16 protein-coding genes, 1 pseudogene and 1 riboswitch are annotated in these 18,760 nt (G+C 60.9%); of the genes and pseudogenes, 9 read left to right on the forward strand and 8 right to left on the reverse strand.

What is annotated here, in order from left to right; translation table 11 throughout:
- Nucleotides 1-38: 38 nt before the first annotated feature.
- Entirely contained in the window at nucleotides 39-455 is a 417-nt protein-coding gene (madL, locus tag J4E63_RS29580; protein ID WP_060740222.1) for a malonate transporter subunit MadL, read from the forward strand.
- Between the two features lies 1 nt (nucleotide 456).
- The gene (gene madM, locus J4E63_RS29585; RefSeq protein WP_060740223.1) at nucleotides 457-1,221 is read left to right on the forward strand and encodes a malonate transporter subunit MadM; all 765 of its coding nucleotides are present in this window, start codon (nucleotides 457-459) and stop codon (nucleotides 1,219-1,221) included.
- A 111-nt stretch (nucleotides 1,222-1,332) separates the two neighbouring features.
- Here the strand turns inward: madM and J4E63_RS29590 are convergent, their stop codons facing one another.
- Nucleotides 1,333-2,247: a LysR substrate-binding domain-containing protein gene (locus J4E63_RS29590; RefSeq protein ID WP_186707073.1), complete on the reverse strand. Its 915-nt coding sequence runs from the start codon at nucleotides 2,245-2,247 to the stop codon at nucleotides 1,333-1,335.
- 158 nt (nucleotides 2,248-2,405) lie between these two features.
- On the opposite strand from J4E63_RS29590, the gene J4E63_RS29595 reads away from it, so the two are divergent.
- Entirely contained in the window at nucleotides 2,406-3,023 is a 618-nt protein-coding gene (locus tag J4E63_RS29595; RefSeq protein ID WP_060740225.1) for a hemolysin III family protein, read from the forward strand.
- A gap of 126 nt (nucleotides 3,024-3,149) precedes the next feature.
- On the opposite strand, the gene J4E63_RS29600 is transcribed toward J4E63_RS29595, so the two are convergent.
- Together J4E63_RS29600 and J4E63_RS29605 are read right to left on the reverse strand one after the other, a co-directional pair.
- Nucleotides 3,150-3,869, reverse strand: coding sequence for a 16S rRNA (uracil(1498)-N(3))-methyltransferase (locus J4E63_RS29600; RefSeq protein ID WP_060740226.1), 720 nt, complete (start codon nucleotides 3,867-3,869; stop codon nucleotides 3,150-3,152).
- A 157-nt stretch (nucleotides 3,870-4,026) separates the two neighbouring features.
- Nucleotides 4,027-5,433, reverse strand: coding sequence for an adenosylmethionine--8-amino-7-oxononanoate transaminase (locus J4E63_RS29605; protein ID WP_207284090.1), 1,407 nt, complete (start codon nucleotides 5,431-5,433; stop codon nucleotides 4,027-4,029).
- A gap of 222 nt (nucleotides 5,434-5,655) precedes the next feature.
- On the opposite strand from J4E63_RS29605, the gene J4E63_RS29610 reads away from it, so the two are divergent.
- The 5 genes from J4E63_RS29610 (at nucleotide 5,656) to J4E63_RS29625 (ending at nucleotide 10,896) form a co-directional block, all read left to right on the forward strand.
- Nucleotides 5,656-7,407 (forward strand): flavin monoamine oxidase family protein, encoded by a 1,752-nt coding sequence (locus J4E63_RS29610; RefSeq protein ID WP_207284091.1) that lies wholly within the window; start codon nucleotides 5,656-5,658, stop codon nucleotides 7,405-7,407.
- 827 nt (nucleotides 7,408-8,234) lie between these two features.
- Nucleotides 8,235-8,786, forward strand: a complete 552-nt coding sequence (locus J4E63_RS29615) for a cytochrome b (RefSeq protein WP_072405882.1) — start codon at nucleotides 8,235-8,237, stop codon at nucleotides 8,784-8,786.
- A 32-nt stretch (nucleotides 8,787-8,818) separates the two neighbouring features.
- Nucleotides 8,819-9,415 (forward strand): YceI family protein, encoded by a 597-nt coding sequence (locus J4E63_RS29620; protein ID WP_025215936.1) that lies wholly within the window; start codon nucleotides 8,819-8,821, stop codon nucleotides 9,413-9,415.
- 390 nt (nucleotides 9,416-9,805) lie between these two features.
- Complete coding sequence (locus J4E63_RS31045) at nucleotides 9,806-10,063, forward strand: transposase (RefSeq protein WP_237140769.1); 258 nt, start codon at nucleotides 9,806-9,808, stop codon at nucleotides 10,061-10,063.
- Nucleotides 10,060-10,896, forward strand: coding sequence for an IS3 family transposase (locus tag J4E63_RS29625; protein WP_259333607.1), 837 nt, complete (start codon nucleotides 10,060-10,062; stop codon nucleotides 10,894-10,896). Before J4E63_RS31045 ends, J4E63_RS29625 begins: the two co-directional genes overlap by 4 nt.
- A gap of 295 nt (nucleotides 10,897-11,191) precedes the next feature.
- On the opposite strand, the gene J4E63_RS29630 is transcribed toward J4E63_RS29625, so the two are convergent.
- The 5 genes and pseudogenes from J4E63_RS29630 to ahcY form a co-directional block, all read right to left on the reverse strand.
- Entirely contained in the window at nucleotides 11,192-13,066 is a 1,875-nt protein-coding gene (locus tag J4E63_RS29630) for a DEAD/DEAH box helicase (RefSeq protein ID WP_207284092.1), read from the reverse strand.
- Between the two features lie 231 nt (nucleotides 13,067-13,297).
- Nucleotides 13,298-14,108, reverse strand: a pseudogene (locus J4E63_RS29635) (substrate-binding periplasmic protein); the annotation flags it as partial.
- Nucleotides 14,109-14,232: 124 nt separating this feature from the next.
- Entirely contained in the window at nucleotides 14,233-15,315 is a 1,083-nt protein-coding gene (locus J4E63_RS29640) for a hypothetical protein (RefSeq protein ID WP_103311192.1), read from the reverse strand.
- Nucleotides 15,316-15,400: 85 nt separating this feature from the next.
- Nucleotides 15,401-16,246, reverse strand: a complete 846-nt coding sequence (gene metF / locus J4E63_RS29645; protein ID WP_092474628.1) for a methylenetetrahydrofolate reductase [NAD(P)H] — start codon at nucleotides 16,244-16,246, stop codon at nucleotides 15,401-15,403.
- Between the two features lie 185 nt (nucleotides 16,247-16,431).
- Nucleotides 16,432-17,841 (reverse strand): adenosylhomocysteinase, encoded by a 1,410-nt coding sequence (ahcY, locus tag J4E63_RS29650; RefSeq protein WP_103311190.1) that lies wholly within the window; start codon nucleotides 17,839-17,841, stop codon nucleotides 16,432-16,434.
- Nucleotides 17,842-17,864: 23 nt separating this feature from the next.
- Nucleotides 17,865-17,971: riboswitch (S-adenosyl-L-homocysteine riboswitch) on the reverse strand.
- A 191-nt stretch (nucleotides 17,972-18,162) separates the two neighbouring features.
- Between ahcY and J4E63_RS29655 the strand changes: the two genes are divergently transcribed.
- Entirely contained in the window at nucleotides 18,163-18,564 is a 402-nt protein-coding gene (locus J4E63_RS29655; RefSeq protein WP_060740235.1) for an acyl-CoA thioesterase, read from the forward strand.
- Nucleotides 18,565-18,760: the final 196 nt, after the last annotated feature.

The following is an 18,760-nucleotide window of genomic DNA, read 5'->3' on the forward strand; positions in this document are numbered from 1 at the left end:
AACAACAACTTCGACGATGCACTTTGAGGACTACGACAATGATTATTTACGGTGTGGCGCTGTTGGCGATCTGTACGCTGACAGGGGTGATCCTGGGCGACATGCTCGGCGTGTTGCTGGGCGTCAAATCCAACGTGGGCGGGGTCGGCATTGCGATGATCCTGCTGATCTGCGCGCGGTTGTGGATGCAAAAACGCGGCGGCATGACCAAGGACTGTGAGATGGGCGTGGCCTTCTGGGGCGCCATGTACATTCCGGTGGTGGTGGCGATGGCCGCGCAGCAGAACGTGGTTACGGCCCTGCACGGTGGCCCGGTGGCGGTGTTGGCGGCCATCGGTTCGGTGGTGCTCTGTGGTTGCACCATTGCGCTGATCAGCCGGACCCACAAAGGCGAGCCATTGCCTGATGAGCCGGCGGAACTGACCCCGCTGGGCACGCCAGCAGGAGGCCGCTGATATGTGGGATCTCATCGAGAAAGGCCTGGAACATAACGGTCTGATCACGGCGTTCGCGTTCGTGGGCGTGATCATGTGGGTATCGGTGGTGTTGTCCAAGCGCCTGACCTATGGACGGATCCACGGCTCGGCGATCGCTATTGTCATCGGCCTGGTGCTGGCCTGGGTGGGCGGGACCATGACTGGCGGGCAAAAAGGTCTGGCGGACTTGTCTCTGTTTTCCGGTATCGGTTTGATGGGCGGGGCCATGTTGCGTGACTTCGCCATCGTTGCCACGGCCTTCGAAGTGCAGGCCACCGAGGCGAAGAAGGCCGGGATGATTGGCGTCATCGCGTTGCTGCTGGGCACGATCCTGCCGTTCATCGTCGGCGCGAGCATTGCCTGGCTGTTCGGTTATCGCGACGCGGTGAGCATGACCACCATCGGCGCGGGTGCGGTGACCTATATCGTCGGGCCCGTGACCGGGGCCGCGATTGGCGCCACGTCCGATGTGATGGCGTTGTCGATTGCCACCGGCTTGATCAAGGCGATCATCGTGATGGTCGGCACGCCCATGGCGGCCCGCTGGATGGGCCTGGATAACCCGCGTTCGGCCATGGTATTCGGTGGCTTGGCCGGGACGGTGAGTGGCGTGACGGCCGGCCTGGCGGCGACGGACCGGCGGTTGGTGCCGTACGGCGCGTTGACGGCGACCTTCCACACCGGGCTGGGGTGCTTGCTGGGGCCTTCGTTGTTGTACTTCATTGTTCGCGGGATTGTTGGTTAATCGGCGACTGCTTTTGTGGCGAGGGAGCTTGCTCCCGCTCGGGGGCGCAGCACCCGCTCTTTTGGGGCTGCTGCGCAGCCCAGCGGGAGCAAGCTCCCTCGCCACAAAGTCCTATGCCTGGCGATTGGCATACATCCGGCACTCGGCCAACAGCGCCAGCAGGTTCGGATCACGCTCCTTGGCCTTCAGGAACACCACGCCGATGTGCTGCTGCAAACGGTACTTTTCCTGCAACGGGATCAGTTTCACCCGGTTTTCATACACCGCCGCAATCCGGCCCGGCAGCAAGGCATAACCCACCCCGGAACTGACCATGCTCAGCAGGGTGAAGATGTCGTTGACCTGCATCGCCACCTTCGGCTCGAACCCCGCCTGCTTGAACACCCGGACGCCGTCCTGGTGCGTGGCGAAACCCTGGGTCAGGGTGATGAATGTCTCGTCGCGGACCTCGGCCAGGTCGACTTCGCTGCGTTGGGCAAAGGGCGAGTCGGCTGGCGTGGCGAGGAAGATGTCATCGGAAAACAGCGCAATCTGCTCGCAGTCCGGGTCGTTGACGCTGTCGTCCAGGGACACCAGGATCGCATCGACCTCCATGTTCTTGAGCTTGTACAGCAAGTCGATGTTGGAGCCCATGATCAGGTCGATATTGAGTTCGCTGCGGCGGATCTTCAGGCCCATGATCAACTGCGGCACGGTCTTGACCGTCAGCGAATACAGCGAGCCGAGCTTGAAGCGCTCGGCGGAGAAACCGGCGGCCTCACGGGTCAGGCGCACGCTGTCGACCACGTCCTGGATCAGCTTCTGCGCCCGTTCTTCCAGCACGTAAGCGCTTTCCAGCGGTGTGAGGTTGCGACCTTCGTGCTTGAACAATGGGCAGCGCAGGGCGCTTTCCAGCGAGTGAATGGCCCGGTGCACACTGACGTTGCTGGTCTGCAACTCGGCCGCCGCCCGTGCCAGGTTGCCGGTGCGCATGAAGGCCAGGAACACCTCCAGTTTCTTCAGGGTCAATTCTTCGTCGATCAGCATGGGGCGGACTCTTATTCGTATGGTTTGATTGTGCCCCAATCGACTCTTTTTGGAGGAGTTAATCAGTGGTGGGCTCAGAGGGGTAGCAGCAAAGCATTGCACTTTGCTGCGCCAAGCCTGAGCCTTGGCACCTGTTTCTAAATGTGAGGTGGTATTGGATGTATCACGGGGAACGACTCAACGCCTGGACGCACCTGGTGGGGGCGGTGGCGGCGTTTATCGGCGCGGTGTGGTTGCTGGTGATCGCCGGGATGGCGGGCGATCCGTGGAAGATCGTCAGCGTGGCCATCTACGGGTTCACCTTGTTGGTGCTGTACAGCGCTTCGACGGTTTATCACAGCGTGCGCGGGCGCAAAAAGGAAATCATGCAGAAGGTCGATCACTTTTCGATCTACCTGCTGATCGCCGGCAGTTATACGCCGTTTTGCCTGGTGACCCTGCGCGGGCCGTGGGGCTGGACGTTGTTCGGGATCGTCTGGGGGCTGGCGGTGATCGGGATCTTGCAGGAAATCAAGCCGCGTTCCGAAGCGCGGATCCTGTCGATTGTGATCTACGCCGTGATGGGCTGGATCGTGCTGGTGGCGGTCAAACCGTTGTTGGCGGCTCTGGGCAGCACCGGGTTCGCCTGGCTGGCCTCGGGCGGCGTGTTGTACACCGTGGGCATCATCTTTTTCGCCCTTGACCATCGTCTGCGCCACGCCCACGGCATCTGGCACCTGTTCGTGATCGCCGGCAGCCTGCTGCACTTCGTGGCGATTCTGTTTTATGTGCTCTAACCCCTGAGCAACCTGGATTCAATGTGGGAGCGAGCTTGCTCGCGATAGCGTCGGATCAGTCAGCATCGATGTTGACTGGCCCACCGCCATCGCGAGCAAGCTCGCTCCCACAGGGGGTATCAGACTTCAGAAATCCCCCCACAACTGCTGCGCCACGGCCAGGGCCACCACCGGCGCGGTTTCGGTGCGCAGCACGCGGGGGCCGAGGCGGGCGGCCTGGTAGCCGGCGGTCTTGGCCTGCTCGACCTCGGCATCCGACAACCCGCCTTCGGGACCGATCAGGAAGGCCAGGGTCGACGGTTTTTCATGACTGACCAGAGGCTCGGCCACCGGGTGCAGCACCAGCTTCAGTTCGGCCTCGGCCTGCTTCAACCAGTCAGCCAGCAGCAGCGGCGGGTGGATCACCGGCACGGTCGAGCGCCCGCACTGCTCGCAAGCGCTGATCGCCACCTGGCGCCAATGCAGCAGGCGCTTGTCGGCGCGTTCGTCCTTGAGGCGCACTTCGCAACGTTCGCTGAAAATCGGCGTGATCTCGCTGACCCCCAGCTCCGTGGCTTTCTGGATCGCCCAATCCATGCGCTCGCCTCGGGACAGGCCCTGGCCGAGGTGGATGCGCAACGGCGATTCAAGTTGTCCGGCGAACTGCTCGTCCAACTGCACCCGCACGCGCTTTTTGCCGACTTCGGCCAACGTGCCGCGAAACTCCTGGCCGGAGCCATCGAACACCTGCACCGCATCGCCCTCGGCCATGCGCAGCACCCGACCGATGTAGTGGGCCTGGGCTTCGGGCAGTTCGTGGTCGCCGAGGCTCAGGGGGGCGTCGATGAAGAAGCGGGACAGTCTCATGTTTTGTTCTCTATTGAATCTGAATTCGACATTGCTGCAGGGGAGCTTTTGTGGCGAGGGAGCTTGCTCCCGCTCGGGTGCGCAGCGCCCGCTCTTCTTTTAGGGCCGCTTCGCAGCCCAGCGGGAGCAAGCTCCCTCGCCACAGAGAAACTTGTCGTCAACCCGGATCGCGATAGCCTGGGTGAAAGTCCTTCGGCACCGCCACGCTGACTTTGTCCCGGGTGGCGATGTCGATGCCTTCACTGGCCACCTCGGCAAGGAAGTCGATCTGCTCGGGGGTGATGACATACGGCGGCAGGAAATACACCACGCTACCCAACGGCCGCAACAATGCACCACGCTCCAGGGCATGCTGGAACACCGCCAGGCCACGCCGTTCCTGCCACGGATACGCGGTTTTGCTGGCCTTGTCCTTGACCATCTCGATGGCCAGCACCATGCCGGTCTGGCGCACTTCGGCGACGTTCGGGTGATCGGCCAGGTGCGCAGTGGCGCTGGCCATGCGCTGGGCCAGGGCCTGGTTGTTTTCGATGACGTTGTCTTCTTCGAAGATGTCCAGCGTCGCCAGGGCCGCCGCGCAGGCCAGCGGGTTGCCGGTGTAGCTGTGGGAGTGCAGGAAGGCGCGCAGGGTCGGGTAGTCGTCGTAGAACGCGCTGTAGACCTCGTCGGTGGTTACGCACGCCGCCAGCGGCAGGTAGCCGCCGGTCAGGGCCTTGGACAGACAGAGAAAATCCGGTGTGATACCGGCCTGCTCACAAGCGAACATCGTCCCGGTGCGGCCAAAGCCGACGGCGATTTCGTCATGGATCAGGTGCACGCCATAGCGGTCGCACGCCTCGCGCAGTAACTTCAGGTACACCGGGTGGTACATGCGCATGCCGCCGGCACCCTGGATCAGCGGTTCGACGATCACCGCCGCCACCGTGTCGTGGTGCTCGGCCAGGGTCTGCTCCATGGCGGCGAACAGGTTGCGCGAATGTTCTTCCCAGCCCATGCCTTCGGGGCGGTGGTAGCAGTCGGGGCTCGGCACCTTGATCGTGTCCAGCAGCAACGCTTTGTAGGTTTCAGTGAACAACGGCACATCGCCCACTGACATCGCCGCAATGGTTTCGCCGTGGTAGCTGTTGCTCAGGGTGACGAAGCGCTTCTTGTCCGGCCGGCCGCGATTGATCCAGTAGTGGAAACTCATCTTCATCGCCACTTCGATGCAGGACGAGCCGTTATCGGCATAGAAGCACCGGGTCAGGCCCTCGGGCGTCATCTGCACCAGGCGCTCGGACAGTTCGATCACGGGCTGATGGCTGAAGCCGGCCAGGATCACATGCTCCAACTGATCGACCTGGTCCTTGATGCGCTGGTTGATGCGCGGGTTGGCATGGCCGAACACGTTGACCCACCAGGAGCTGACGGCATCGAGGTAGCGCTTGCCTTCGAAATCTTCCAGCCACACGCCTTCACCGCGCTTGATGGGGATCAGCGGCAGCTGTTCGTGGTCTTTCATCTGGGTGCAGGGATGCCACAGCACCGCGAGGTCGCGTTGCATCCACTGGTTATTCAGGCCCATTTACAGTCTCCTCGAGGCGGCTCGCGGCGGGCGCGGGCAAAACAATCGCGCAAGCCTATGCAATGGCGGCCCTGGGGACAACCCATTGTGTCGTTGACGCTACTTTGAGCGAGGCGATAGACGCCGCTGGCGGCGCTTTGATGGCTGTCGTATTCTTCGCCGTTCCCTGAGCCGACTGGCTCGAAAGCTGAAATTTCCTACGTTTAATCCGGAGTTCGTTGAATGTCTGCTGGTTGGCTGCGCGCCTGTGCGCTGGTGATGATAGGGCTGTTCAGCGTTTCTGCGCTGGCCAAGGACAAACAACCGACGGCCATCGTCATCGGTGGTGGCCTGGCGGGGCTCACCGCGGCCTATGAGTTGCAGAACAAAGGCTGGGCCGTGACGCTGCTGGAAGCCAAGCCGGACCTGGGCGGTCGCTCGGGCATGGCCACCAGCGAGTGGATCGGCAATGAGAAGACGCAGCCGGTGCTGAACAAGTACGTCTCGACCTTCAAGTTGAGCACCACGCCGGCCCCGGAATTCGTGCGTACCCCCAGCTACCTGATCGACGGCACCTACTTCACCGCTGCCGACCTGGCGACCAAGCAGCCGGCCACCGCCGAAGCCCTCAAGCGCTACGAAACCACCCTGGACGACCTGGCGCGTTCCATCGAAGACCCGCAGAACCCGGCAGCCAACAATACCCTGCATGCCCTGGACCAGATCACCGTGTCCAACTGGCTCGACCGCCTGCAACTGCCAGCCACCGCGCGGCAACTGGTCAACCAGGAAATTCGTACCCGTTATGACGAGCCTTCGCGCTTGTCGCTGCTGTATTTCGCACAGCAGAGTCGAGTCTATCGCGGCGTGTCCGACCGCGACCTGCGCGCCTCGCGTCTGCTGGGGGGCAGTCCGACCCTGGCCCAGGCGTTCGTCAAGCAACTGAAAACCATCAAGACCAACTCGCCGGTGTCGGCCATTTCCCAGGACAAGGACGGCGTGACCGTCAAGGTCGGCAGCGTGGGTTACCAGGCTGACTACGTGGTGCTGGCGGTGCCGTTGCGGGCGCTGAACAAGATCCAGTTGACCCCGGCCCTGGACGCCCAGCATCAAGGCGCGATCAAGGGCACCAACTACGGTTGGCGCGACCAGATCATGCTCAAGTTCAAGACCCCCGTCTGGGACAGCAAGGCACGCATGTCGGGCGAAATCTACAGCAACGCCGGCCTGGGCATGATGTGGATCGAGCCGGCCATGAAGGGCGGCGCCAACGTGGTCATCAACCTGTCCGGCGACAACGCCCGGGTGATGCAGGCCTTCGGCGACAAGCAGATGGTCGATCAGGTGCTGATCCGCCTGCACGCGTTTTATCCACAGGCCCGTGGCGCGTTCACCGGCTATGAAATCCGCCGCTACAGCACCGACCCGTCCACGGGCGGCGCGTACCTGGCCTTTGGCCCGGGCCAGATCAGCAAGTACTGGCGTCTGTGGGAAAAACCGTTGCAGCGTGTAGCCTTTGCCGGCGAACACACCGATACCCTGTATCCGGGCACCCTGGAAGGCGCGTTGCGCAGCGGCCAGCGGGCTGCCAGCCAGGTTGAAGACCTGGCGGCCGGCAAGTCGTTCGAACCGGCCAAGGTCGCTCCCGCCGCGACAGCCGCCGCTGCCGGTGCGGTGGCGGCGAAGAAGGGCAACTTCTTCAGCAACCTGTTCGGCGGTTCGGATGACGACAAGAAGCCGGAGCCGGTCAAGGCGCCCGAGCCGGTAGCGCCGCCAGCACCGACGCCTGCGCCAACCCCGGCACCTGCGCCGGTAGAAGCGCCTAAGGCCGCGGCCCCGGTAAAAGCCGAGCCTGCCAAGAAAGCACCGGCGAAGAAACCGGCAGCCAAGACCCCGGCAAAAAAAGCCCCGGCCAAGGCCCCGGTGAAAAAGACTGAATCAGCGAAGAAGCCAGCGGCGAAGCCGGCGACGACCACTGAAACCAAGGTTCAGTAGTCGTCCTGGCGAAAAGCGCGGCTCAAGGGTCTAGCACTGTTCGCTCAAGGCTTGTCTGAATCATTGTGGCGAGGGAGCTTGCTCCCGCTGGGCTGCGCAGCAGCCCCTTTTTGTGAGCGCTTCGCACTCAAGCGGGAGCAAGCTCCCTCGCCACGGGCTCATCGCTTTTCTTAAGTAAGCAGCATAAGGCCCAAGGGCTGCTCTTTTTTTATCCTGCATTAGGCGTGTACTGACGCTGTCACCCAGAGCCCGGCGTTGTGCAACGAGCGCTAACTTTTTACACGCTGCGGCGATATATCGGAAACTTCCCACCCATTAACAGGATGGAAGTGATAGAGCGCACCAGTCATAGGCTCTAGGCTCCTAAAAACTGGAGCGCTTATGAAAGTCCTAATAGCGATGGTTGCGTTGGTAGTACTTTCTGGGTGTGTCTATGGCGAATGCCGGGATCCTTTGAGAATTCCGATGATCCCAAAAAGAGATCTGCAGTTGGCATACAAGTGCACGATGGATCCATACAAGCCCGAGTGCTCGGTGAATTAGTACATCAACTGTCAGGCTATCCTAGGATATTAGAGCTGGGGAGGGCTCAGCACACATGCTTCATGGCAAAAAAGCGCCGTGAGCAGGCTGCGATAGGGCCCTTTCAATCACGCGATCGCTGTTTGCACCGGTCGCCATCACCCACCGTTTCCCCTTTAATCTTTCCTTAACCCACCCCCTCCAGACTGATGATCGTATTTCTCGATATTTCAAAGCGAAAATTTCCGCTTTAAATCGATAGATAACTCGCTAGTCTTGATCGCAGTTTTTACAGGATATGAGCAATGCAGCTTCGCAACTCTTCTTCTCGCTATGGCTGGGTCAGTATCGCTGTGCACTGGGGCGTTGCGCTGGTGGTGTACGGGCTGTTCGCCCTGGGCCTGTGGATGGTCGGCCTGGATTACTACAGCACCTGGCGCAAAGACGCGCCGGACCTGCACAAGAGCATTGGCCTGGTGCTGCTGGCGGTCATGTTGCTGCGGGTGGTCTGGCGGTTTGTCAGCCCGCCGCCACCGACCTTGCCAACCTATGGCCGCCTGACCCGCGTCGGCGCCAAGCTTGGCCATAGCGCACTGTATCTCGGGTTGTTCGCCGTGATGATTGCCGGTTACCTGATTTCCACCGCAGACGGTGTCGGGATCCCGGTGTTTGGCCTGTTTGAAGTACCCGCGCTGGTGTCCGGACTGCCCGATCAGGCAGACGTCGCCGGTGAGATTCACTTCTACCTGGCATGGGCGCTGGTCATTTTTTCCGGCCTTCATGCGTTGGCAGCATTGAAACACCACTTTATTGACCGTGACGCGACCCTCAAGCGAATGCTGGGGCGCCAAGCCTGATGTTCAACCTCGACTCCAAAGGAATAGAAAGCATGTTGAAAAAGACGCTCGCCGCCCTGGCAATCGGTTCTGCCCTGCTGTCTGCCGGCCAGGCCATGGCTGCCGACTACGTCGTCGACAAGGAAGGCCAGCACGCCTTCGTCGACTTCAAGATCAGCCACCTGGGCTATAGCTACATCACGGGTACCTTCAAGGACATCGACGGCAAGTTCAGCTTCGACGCCGCCAAGCCTGAAGCCAGCAAGATCGAGTTCAACGTGAATACCGCCAGTGTATTCACCAACCACGCCGAGCGCGACAAGCACATCGCCAGCGCTGACTTCCTGAACGCCAGCAAATTCGGCAAGGCGACCTTCGTTTCCACCAGCGTCAAGTCCACTGGCAAGAACGCTGATGGCAAGGAAACCGCCGATGTGACCGGTGACCTGACCCTGCTGGGCGTGACCAAGCCGGTTGTGGTCAAGGCTACCTTCCTGGGTGAAGGCAAGGACCCGTGGGGCGGCTACCGTGCTGGCTTCGAAGGCACCACCAGCATCAAGCGTTCGGACTTTGGCAAGCAGAAAGACCTGGGTCCAACCTCCGACGCGGTCGAACTGTACGTCTCGTTTGAAGGTGTCAAAGCGAAGTAACCTTCGCGCCTGACAAAAAAACGCCCCTGGTCTTGGGACCAGGGGCGTTTTTTATTGCGCGGATTCGGGCAACACAGAGAACCCTGTGGGAGCGAGCTTGCTCGCGATGACGGCAGTTCTGTCACATTGATGTTGGCTGATACACCGCTATCGCGAGCAAGCTCGCTCCCACATCTGGAATGTGTCGAACCAAAAAAAGCCCCGGTCTTGGGACCAGGGGCGTTTTTTATTGCGCGGATTCGGGCAACACAGAGAACCCTGCGGGAGCGAGCTTGAACTGGCCTAATGATTTTGGACACTTCAATCGGGCGCTATGATGGCGCCCAAATCTGAGGTGTTTTGGTTATGCGTAAATCTTACTCCAGTGAGTTCAAACTCAAAGCGGCCAGCATGGTGCTGGACGAGGGACAGTCGGTTCCCGAAGTCTGCGCCAGCCTGGATATTGGGCCCACGGCGCTTCGCCGCTGGGTCGATCAGGTTCGCAAGGAACGCTTGGGTTCGACCCCGGTGGGCGCCAAGGCGATTACCGCTGATCAGCGTGAAATTCAGCAGCTCAAAGCGTTGCTCAGGCAAAAAGACCTGGACATTGAAATCCTAAAAAAGGCCAGTGCTCTCCTGCTTTTGGACTCCAAAGATCATTCTCGTTGATCAATGAGCTGGACGAGCAGTACGGCATTAACAATTGCTGTCGGGCGTTTGGAGTCAACCGCAGCAGCTTTTACGCCTGGCGTCAGCGCCAAGGCAAAGTGAAGCCCGAGCGGGAGAAACTTAAAGCCGTGCTGGTCGAGCATCACAAGGAGTCCAGAGCATCCGCGGGGTCTCGCACCCTTTCCAAGGAGCTGCAAGCAAAGGGACATCGTGTCGGGCGGCATATGGCTCGCAGCTTGATGCGCGAAGCCGGTGTTGCCAGTCGTCAGCGCCGGCGGCACAAGTACAAATCTTCCGGCGTGGAAGCGTTGGTGGCGCCGCACGTGCTCAAGCGCAAGTTTGATGTCACGGCGATCAACCAGGTGTGGTGTGGCGATGTGACGTACATCAAGGTCGGCAAGCGCTGGATGTATTTCGCGGCGGTGCTGGATCTGTTTGCTCGCCGGATCGTGGGCTGGTCGTTTTCAATGATTTCCGATGCCTCGCTGACCTGCGAAGCGTTGCGAATGGCGGTGCAATTGCGAGGTTGCCCAAAAGAGGTGCTGTTTCATTCCGATCAAGGCTGCCAATACACCAGCCACAAATTCAGGAATGAAATGCGCAAGCATGGACTCCTGCAAAGCATGAGTCGCAAAGGTGAGTGCTGGGACAACGCCCCGATGGAGCGTTTCTTTGGGAGCCTGAAGTCGGAGTGGGTGCCAGAAGATGGCTACAGCTCGGAGCATGAAGCCCGCGTGGATGTGCAGCGTTATGTGATGCGTTACAACAACGTCAGACTCCATAGCTACAACGACTACCGGTCGCCGGTAGCTATGGAGAAACTGGCAGCATGAAACCGTAACTGGTGTCCAAAATTAGTTGACCAGTTCAAGCTCGCTCCCACATTTGGAATGTGTTGGGCCAAAAAAAAACTGGTCTTGGGACCAGGAGCGTTTTTTATTGCGCGGATTCGGGCAACACAGAGAACCCTGTGGGAGCGAGCTTGCTCGCGATGACGGCAGTTCTGTCACATTGATGTTGGCTGATGCACCGCTATCGCGAGCAAGCTCGCTCCCACATTTGGAATGTGTCGGGCCAAAAAAAGCCCCGGGTCGCGAGACCCGGGGCTTTTTCACGGCTTGAAAAAACTCAGCGATTGCGTGTCAGCAATGCCGGTTTTTCGCCCCGTGGACGGCTTGGCAGTTGATCCAGCTGTTCAGGTGTCGGGAAGCGATCGGCTTTCGATTCCTTGTGCATGATCTTCGGCTGGTTGCTGCGTGGGTTCTGCACGGCAGGTTCCTGGCGAGGCTGGTCGTCACGGGCCGGGCGGCGCGGGCGGGTGTCGTCGCGGCGGGCCTGGCCGTCACGCGGGGCGCCGTTGCGTGGGCCGCTGCGCTTGGCCGGTGGTGTGCCGGTAGACGAGCCGTTGCTGTTGCGCGGACCGTTCTGGCGACCCTGTGGCTGGCCACTGCGCGGTGCGCCTGCACCTGCACCTGCGCCTTGTGCCGGGGCGCCCGGACGGCGACCGCGGCCCTGGGCCGGTTTCTGTTGTGGCACGTAGTCGACGCGGTTACCGAAGTTATCGACATCGTCATCCAGGAATTCGTCCGGGGCGCGATCGGCTGCGGCGCGCGGAGCCGGGCGCTGCTGCTCACGGGCCGGGGTGCCTTCGCGGGGCTTCTGCTCGCGGGCAGGGCGTTCGCCGCGGCCATTGCTGTTGCTGGCCGATTTTTCCTTGCCCTTGTCCTTGCCTTTGTCTTTGCGACCGCCACCACCACCGCCGCCGTTCGGACCGTCGCCCCGCGGGCCACGGGCATTGCGCGGATTACGCACATCCGGACGTTCGCGTACTTCAGGCTTCTCGGCTTCGATAGTGCTGGCATCGAAGCCCATCAGGTCGCCGTCGGCAATTTTCTGCTTGGTCATGCGCTCGATGCTTTTGAGCAGCTTTTCTTCGTCCGGCGCGACCAACGAGATCGCTTCGCCCGAACGACCGGCCCGGCCGGTACGGCCGATACGGTGAACGTAATCTTCATCGACGTTCGGCAGCTCGAAGTTGACCACGTGGGGCAACTGGTCGATGTCCAGGCCACGGGCCGCGATGTCGGTGGCCACGAGGATGCGCACTTCGCCGGCCTTGAAGTCGGCCAGGGCCTTGGTGCGGGCGTTCTGGCTCTTGTTGCCGTGGATCGCCACGGCTGGCAGGCCGTGCTTGTCCAGGTACTCGGCCAGGCGGTTGGCGCCGTGCTTGGTACGCGTGAAGACCAGGACCTGTTCCCAGGCGCCGGCGGTAATCAGGTGCGCCAGCAGGGCACGTTTGTGGCTGGCCGCCAGGCGGAACACACGCTGCTCGATACGCTCGACCGTGGTGTTCGGCGGCGTGACTTCGATGCGCTCCGGGTTGTGCAGCAGCTTGCCGGCCAGGTCGGTGATGTCCTTGGAGAACGTCGCCGAAAACAGCAGGTTCTGGCGCTTGGCGGGCAGGCGGGCGAGGACTTTCTTCACGTCATGGACGAAGCCCATGTCGAGCATGCGGTCGGCTTCGTCCAGCACGAGGATTTCAACGTGGGACAAATCGACGCTGCCCTGGCCGGCCAGGTCCAGCAGGCGACCGGGGCAGGCCACCAGTACATCGACGCCACGGGACATGGCCTGGACCTGGGGGTTCATGCCGACGCCGCCAAAAATGCAGGCGCTGACGAACTTCAGGTCGCGAGCGTAGACCTTGAAGCTCTCATGTACCTGGGCCGCCAGTTCGCGGGTGGGGGTCAGGACCAGCACGCGCGGTTGGCGCGGGCCATGACGCTGGGATTTGTCTGGGTGACCGTTGGGAAACAACCGCTCCAGGATCGGAAGGGCGAAACCACCGGTTTTACCAGTACCTGTCTGCGCCGCGACCATCAGGTCGCGACCTTGCAACACGGCGGGAATGGCCCGCTGTTGCACCGGGGTAGGCTGGGTATAGCCGGCGGCTTCGATGGCGCCGACTAAAGCCTCGGAGAGACCGAGGGAAGCAAAGGACATGAGTAATCCTGTTTTAGTGAGGGCCTGGCCCAATGGGATAGTCTTGCCGGGCGCGAATGACGTTCAACCAAAAGACGTCATCCCGTCCGGTCCTGCCGGGCCTCGAAGGCGGGTCCGGACAAGGCTCGCGCGGGCTGTAGGCGGCGCTGTAGCGGTGTCGGGATGCCTTTTGCAAGACCGGGCGTCCGGGCGTGAGCCTGGCGGGAAGGCCGGAGTATAACAGAGCAAACGCCTCGCGCCGCTTTCCTGGTGCTCAACGGTTTATTTCAGTGCTGGCCCGGCCGGGCGAAGTGGCCTTGGTCATATCGCCTGCGCCGTAGCGGGCGCTCAGTTCGGCATAGGCTGGTTCGCGCTTGAAACGCTTGAGTTCGGCACTGAAGCGTTGCACCAGCAAATCCATCCCGGCATTGCGCCGCACCGCCAGGTATTGGCTTTGACGGCTCACCACCACTGGGTTTTCGGTGATCTGGTCGCCCAACTGCATTTGTTCGAGCACATGTCGGCCGACCCTGCGGTCGGTGATGAGCAGGTCGATCCGACCCAGTTGCAACTTGCCGAAGTTGGCTTCGTGGGTGGGCGCCGCTTCACGTTTGAACAGGGTCGACTCACTGAAGGCCTGGCTGTACAGGTAACCGGGCGAGGTGCCAACGGTCAGGCCGCCCAGGTCGTCGAGCGTGCGAAACGGATGGGGGCGGGCGTTGGCGTAGAACATCACGAATTCCACGTCCGACAGCGGTTCGCTGGGGTAAAGCAACAGGGCATCGCGCTCATCGCTGTGGAAAATGTCCAGCGCCCCGTCCGCCAACCCTTGTTCCAGCATCGCCAGGCACCGCTTCCAGGGCAGGAACTGCCATTCCACATCAATGCCCAGGCGCTTGAACACAATGGCCGTGGTTTCGTAATCCAGGCCGAGCTTCTTGCCGTTCTCTTCGTAGACATAAGGCGCCCAGGGTTCGGTGACAATGCGCAACTTTTCGGCCTGGGCGGTCACGCTCAGGCACAAGAGAAGAAGGGTGGTCAGCAGCTGGGCAATGACGGGCATGGGCCTGAGGTTACGACGAGAGCTCATCAAATAGCTAGAGCGCTCTGGCCTGTGCCCTGGTGGCCTGTTTGGCTAGTGAGTCAACTTCTGCGAATTTGAACTGACGAACTCACCACACAGGCCACTACTTGCCTTTTGCCTGCATCAGGTGCGCATAGATGGCTTCGCGGCGCTCACCCAGCACGAGACGAATCAGCGGATGATCGAGCCAACGTTTGAGTTCATGGTCCTGCAGCGATTTTTCCAGGCGATGTTCGACGTTCTCCAGGGCTTTTTCCCACCAGACCGGGGCGCAGGCCTGATCGAACTCGTTGGTATGGCGATAGCAGCCATAGAGAATCTCGCGCATGAACTGGCGTTTATGGCTGGGCAGCCCCAGGGTGATGAATTTGTAGGCCAGGCGTTGGAAGGTCGGCGGCCGAGGCAGGGTGGCGGTGACTTGGCCGGTTTCATCCAGGGCCTGGTGGCAAGTCGGTGCGGCACCGTGTTTGTCGAGCCAGGCTTTGGTCTTGGCGCGGAACAGCTGCTTGCGGCTCCAATAGTGGTGGATCAGGTCCGGGCACTCGCGCACCTGCACCGAGCGATAGGCCGCGACCGAAAGGCAGAATTCTTCCAGCGTGTAGGCACCCTTCGCCAATGGATACAGCTCATCCATCAGGGCGATCGAGCGATCCAGGACTGACGCATCGACGCAGTTGAGACCAATGACCCCGGAGTTCAACAAGGGCATGTCGTCGTCCGCCAGTTGCCGCTGGCGCAGTGTGTCGGCCAGTGTCAGGTAAAGCCCGGCGTCCTTGTTGGCGCCATACGTCAGGCCGAAGGCATTGCACAGCAACGTGCCAGGCTGGACGCGGCGAAACAGTTCGAGGGGGGAACAATGGAAAAAAGTGTCGGTGTCGATCAGCAGCGCCACCTCGGCTTCTTCGAGCACCTTCTGCATCACCACGTGCTTGGCACGGAAGTGATACCCGTGGGGTTCGATCCAGGCCTGGCGCGTTTCATTGTCCAGCGGGCGCAAACGCACCGGCAGCCCTGCGTACGGTGCAGGATTGTCGGTGAACACCTGGATATCCAAGGCTTCGTCCGGCGTCTTGCGCAGACCGGCCAACGCGCTGGCGATGCTGAACAACGCTTCCTGGTGATAGGTTTCGGCCCCGTAGACCAGATAAATGAGTTGTGGGGTCGTTAGCCTGTGACCATTGGGCATCTACTGCGATCCTCCAGATGTCTGTGCTTAAAAAAAAGGCCTTGGTTTTCGCCAAGGCCTCTTTGTACCACCGCATTAAGTCAATTCAGCGCGGCAGCTTGAGGTTGTTCCATACCGCGAGGCTGGGCTCGGCCTGGTTAAGGGTATAGAAATGCAGCCCCGGTGCACCGCCCTGCAACAAACGCTCACACATTTGTGTGATGACTTCCTCGCCGAAGCTTTGGATGCTTGAGGAGTCATCGCCATAGGCTTCCAGTTGTTTGCGAATCCAGCGTGGGATTTCTGCACCGCATGCGTCGGAGAAGCGCGCCAGCTTGCTGTAGTTGGTGATCGGCATGATTCCCGGCACGACAGGAATGTCGACGCCCAGCTTGCGGATACGTTCGACGAAGTAGAAATAACTGTCGGCGTTGAAGAAATACTGGGTGATGGCACTGTTGGCGCCAGCATTGGCCTTGCGCACGAAGTTGCGCAGATCGTCTTCGAAGTTGCGCGCTTGCGGGTGCATTTCCGGATAAGCAGCCACTTCGACGTGGAAGTGTTCGCCGGTTTCCTCGCGAATGAAGCTCACCAGTTCGTTGGCGTGGCGCAGCTCACCGCTGGCCATGCCCATGCCCGACGGCAGGTCGCCACGCAGGGCAACGATGCGCTTGATGCCAGCGGCCTTGTACTGGGTCAACAGGCTGCGCAGGTCGTCCTTGCTGTCGCCGACGCAGGACAGGTGAGGGGCTGCGGGAACTTTGACTTCGCTTTCGAGCTGCAACACGGTGTTCAGGGTGCGATCACGGGTCGAACCGCCGGCGCCATAGGTGCAGGAGAAGAAATCGGGGTTGTAGCTGGCCAACTGGCGGGCAGTGGCGATCAGTTTTTCATGCCCAGCATCGGTCTTCGTCGGGAAGAACTCGAAGCTGTAGCGACGGTCTTGGGACATGGTCATATCCTTGGAAACTCGTAGGCCGGTGAGGCTTGCATATCCCTGGTTGGGGGCGGGCTTATGTGGGAGCGAGCTTGCTCGCGATTGCCATCGCCTCGGTACGGCAGTTGGGCCGAGGTGTCTGCATCGCGAGCAAGCTCGCTCCCACAAAAAAGCCTGCTCCCGTGGGGGAGCAGCGCCGATCAGTAGCGGTAAGCGTGCGGCTTGAACGGGCCTTCGACGGTGACGCCGATGTAGTCAGCCTGTTGCTTGGTCAGCTTGGTGACCACGCCGCCGAAACCGCGGACCATTTCCAGGGCCACTTCTTCGTCGAGTTTCTTGGGCAGTACTTCCACGGTCAGGCGCTCGGCTTTCTGGGCCGGCGACAGGTCGGCGTATTTCTGGCCGAACAGGAAGATCTGGGCCAGGACCTGGTTGGCGAACGAACCGTCCATGATGCGGCTTGGGTGACCGGTGGCGTTGCCCAGGTTAACCAGGCGGCCTTCGGCCAGCAGGATCAGGTAGTCGTCGTTCTGTGGGTCGAAGCTACCGGTACCGGTGCGGTGCACCTTGTGGACCTGTGGCTTCACTTCTTCCCATGCCCAGTTCTTGCGCATGAAAGCGGTGTCGATTTCGTTGTCGAAGTGACCGATGTTGCAGACCACGGCGCGTTTCTTCAGGGCCTTGAGCATGTTGGCATCGCAGACATTGACGTTGCCGGTGGTGGTCACGATCAGGTCGATCTTGCCCAGCAGCGCCTTGTCGATGCTGGCTTCGGTGCCGTCGTTGATCCCGTCGATGAACGGCGAAACCAGCTCGAAACCGTCCATGCAAGCCTGCATGGCGCAGATCGGGTCGACTTCGGACACCTTGACGATCATGCCTTCCTGACGCAGGGACTGGGAAGAACCCTTGCCCACGTCACCGTAGCCGATCACCAGCGCCTGCTTGCCCGACAGCAGGTGGTCGGTACCGCGCTTGATGGCGTCGTTGAGGCTGTGACGGCAGCCGTACTTGTTGTCGTTCTTGCTCTTGGTCACCGAGTCGTTGACGTTGATGGCCGGGATCTTCAGTTCGCCCTTGGCCAGCATGTCCAGCAGGCGGTGTACGCCGGTGGTGGTTTCCTCGGTCACGCCGTGGACGTTTTCCAGCACGGATGCGTATTTCTTGTGCAGCAGCTCGGTCAGGTCGCCGCCGTCGTCGAGGATCATGTTGGTGTCCCATGGCTGGCCATCCTTGAGGATGGTCTGTTCCAGGCACCACTCGTACTCCTGCTCGGTCTCGCCTTTCCAGGCGAATACCGGGATACCGGCGGCGGCGATGGCGGCAGCGGCCTGGTCCTGGGTCGAGAAGATGTTGCAGGACGACCAGCGCACTTCGGCACCCAGGGCAACCAGGGTTTCGATCAGCACGGCAGTCTGGATGGTCATGTGGATGCAGCCGAGGATTTTTGCGCCTTTCAATGGCTGTTCGCCAGAGTACTTGCGACGCAGACCCATCAGGGCTGGCATTTCGGATTCGGCGATGATGATTTCGCGACGGCCCCAGGCAGCCAGGGACATGTCGGCGACTTTGTAATCGGTAAAAGCTGCAGGCGTGATAACAGCGCTCATGAAGAGCCTCCATTCGTAATGTATGCGAATGGGCGCCGTTGTGCGTTTAGTGTCCGTGCGGGCAGGCCCGTACAAACAACGCCCCATCCGAGCCTGACAGGTCGAGCCTGCTGCAGCGCCCCTCGGACAGGTGGCGGGAACGGTCCAACGGGTGGACCGGGTAAAGCGGGGGCGATTATAACGGGCTAATCGGATCTTCCAAAAGGGTTTCTGTCGGCAAATCGAAATTGCCGATGACCGTCATAGGGGCCGCGACCTAGAGCCTGACCGCCCGGTCTGCCATGATGCGGCTATTCAACGGCCAGACGCTCAGGAGTGATCATGAATTTCCACACCCGCAAATGGGTCAAGCCCGAAGACCTCAACCCCAACGGCACGCTGTTCGGCGGCAGCCTGTTGCGCTGGATCGACGAGGAGGCGGCGATCTACGCCATTGTCCAGCTGGGCAACCAGCGCGTGGTCACCAAGTACATTTCGGAAATCAATTTCGTCAGTGCTTCGCGCCAGGGCGACATCATCGAGCTGGGCATCACCGCCACCGAGTTTGGCCGCACCTCCATCACCCTGACCTGCGAGGTGCGCAACAAAATCACCCGCAAGAGCATCCTGACCGTGGAGAAAATGGTCTTCGTCAATCTCGGCGAAGACGGCTTGCCCGCGCCCCATGGCCGGACCGAGATCACGTACGTCAAGGATCAGTTCAAGGAGGATGTCGTCGGGTGAGATCGGCGGCGCTGTCATCGCGAGCAAGCTCGCTCCCACAAGGGGTCTGCGGTGAGGACTCCCCTGTGGGAGCGAGCTTGCTCGCGATGACGATTGCACATTCAACACCGATGCAAACCGACCCACCGCTATCGCGAGCAAGCTCGCTCCCACATTTGTGTTTGGGGTGCCACTGAACAGCTCTGAACGCCGCGTG

It is taken from the genome of Pseudomonas sp. FW300-N2F2 (genome assembly GCF_017351655.1).
GTDB classification, from domain to species: Bacteria; Pseudomonadota; Gammaproteobacteria; order Pseudomonadales; family Pseudomonadaceae; genus Aquipseudomonas; species Aquipseudomonas fluorescens_AA.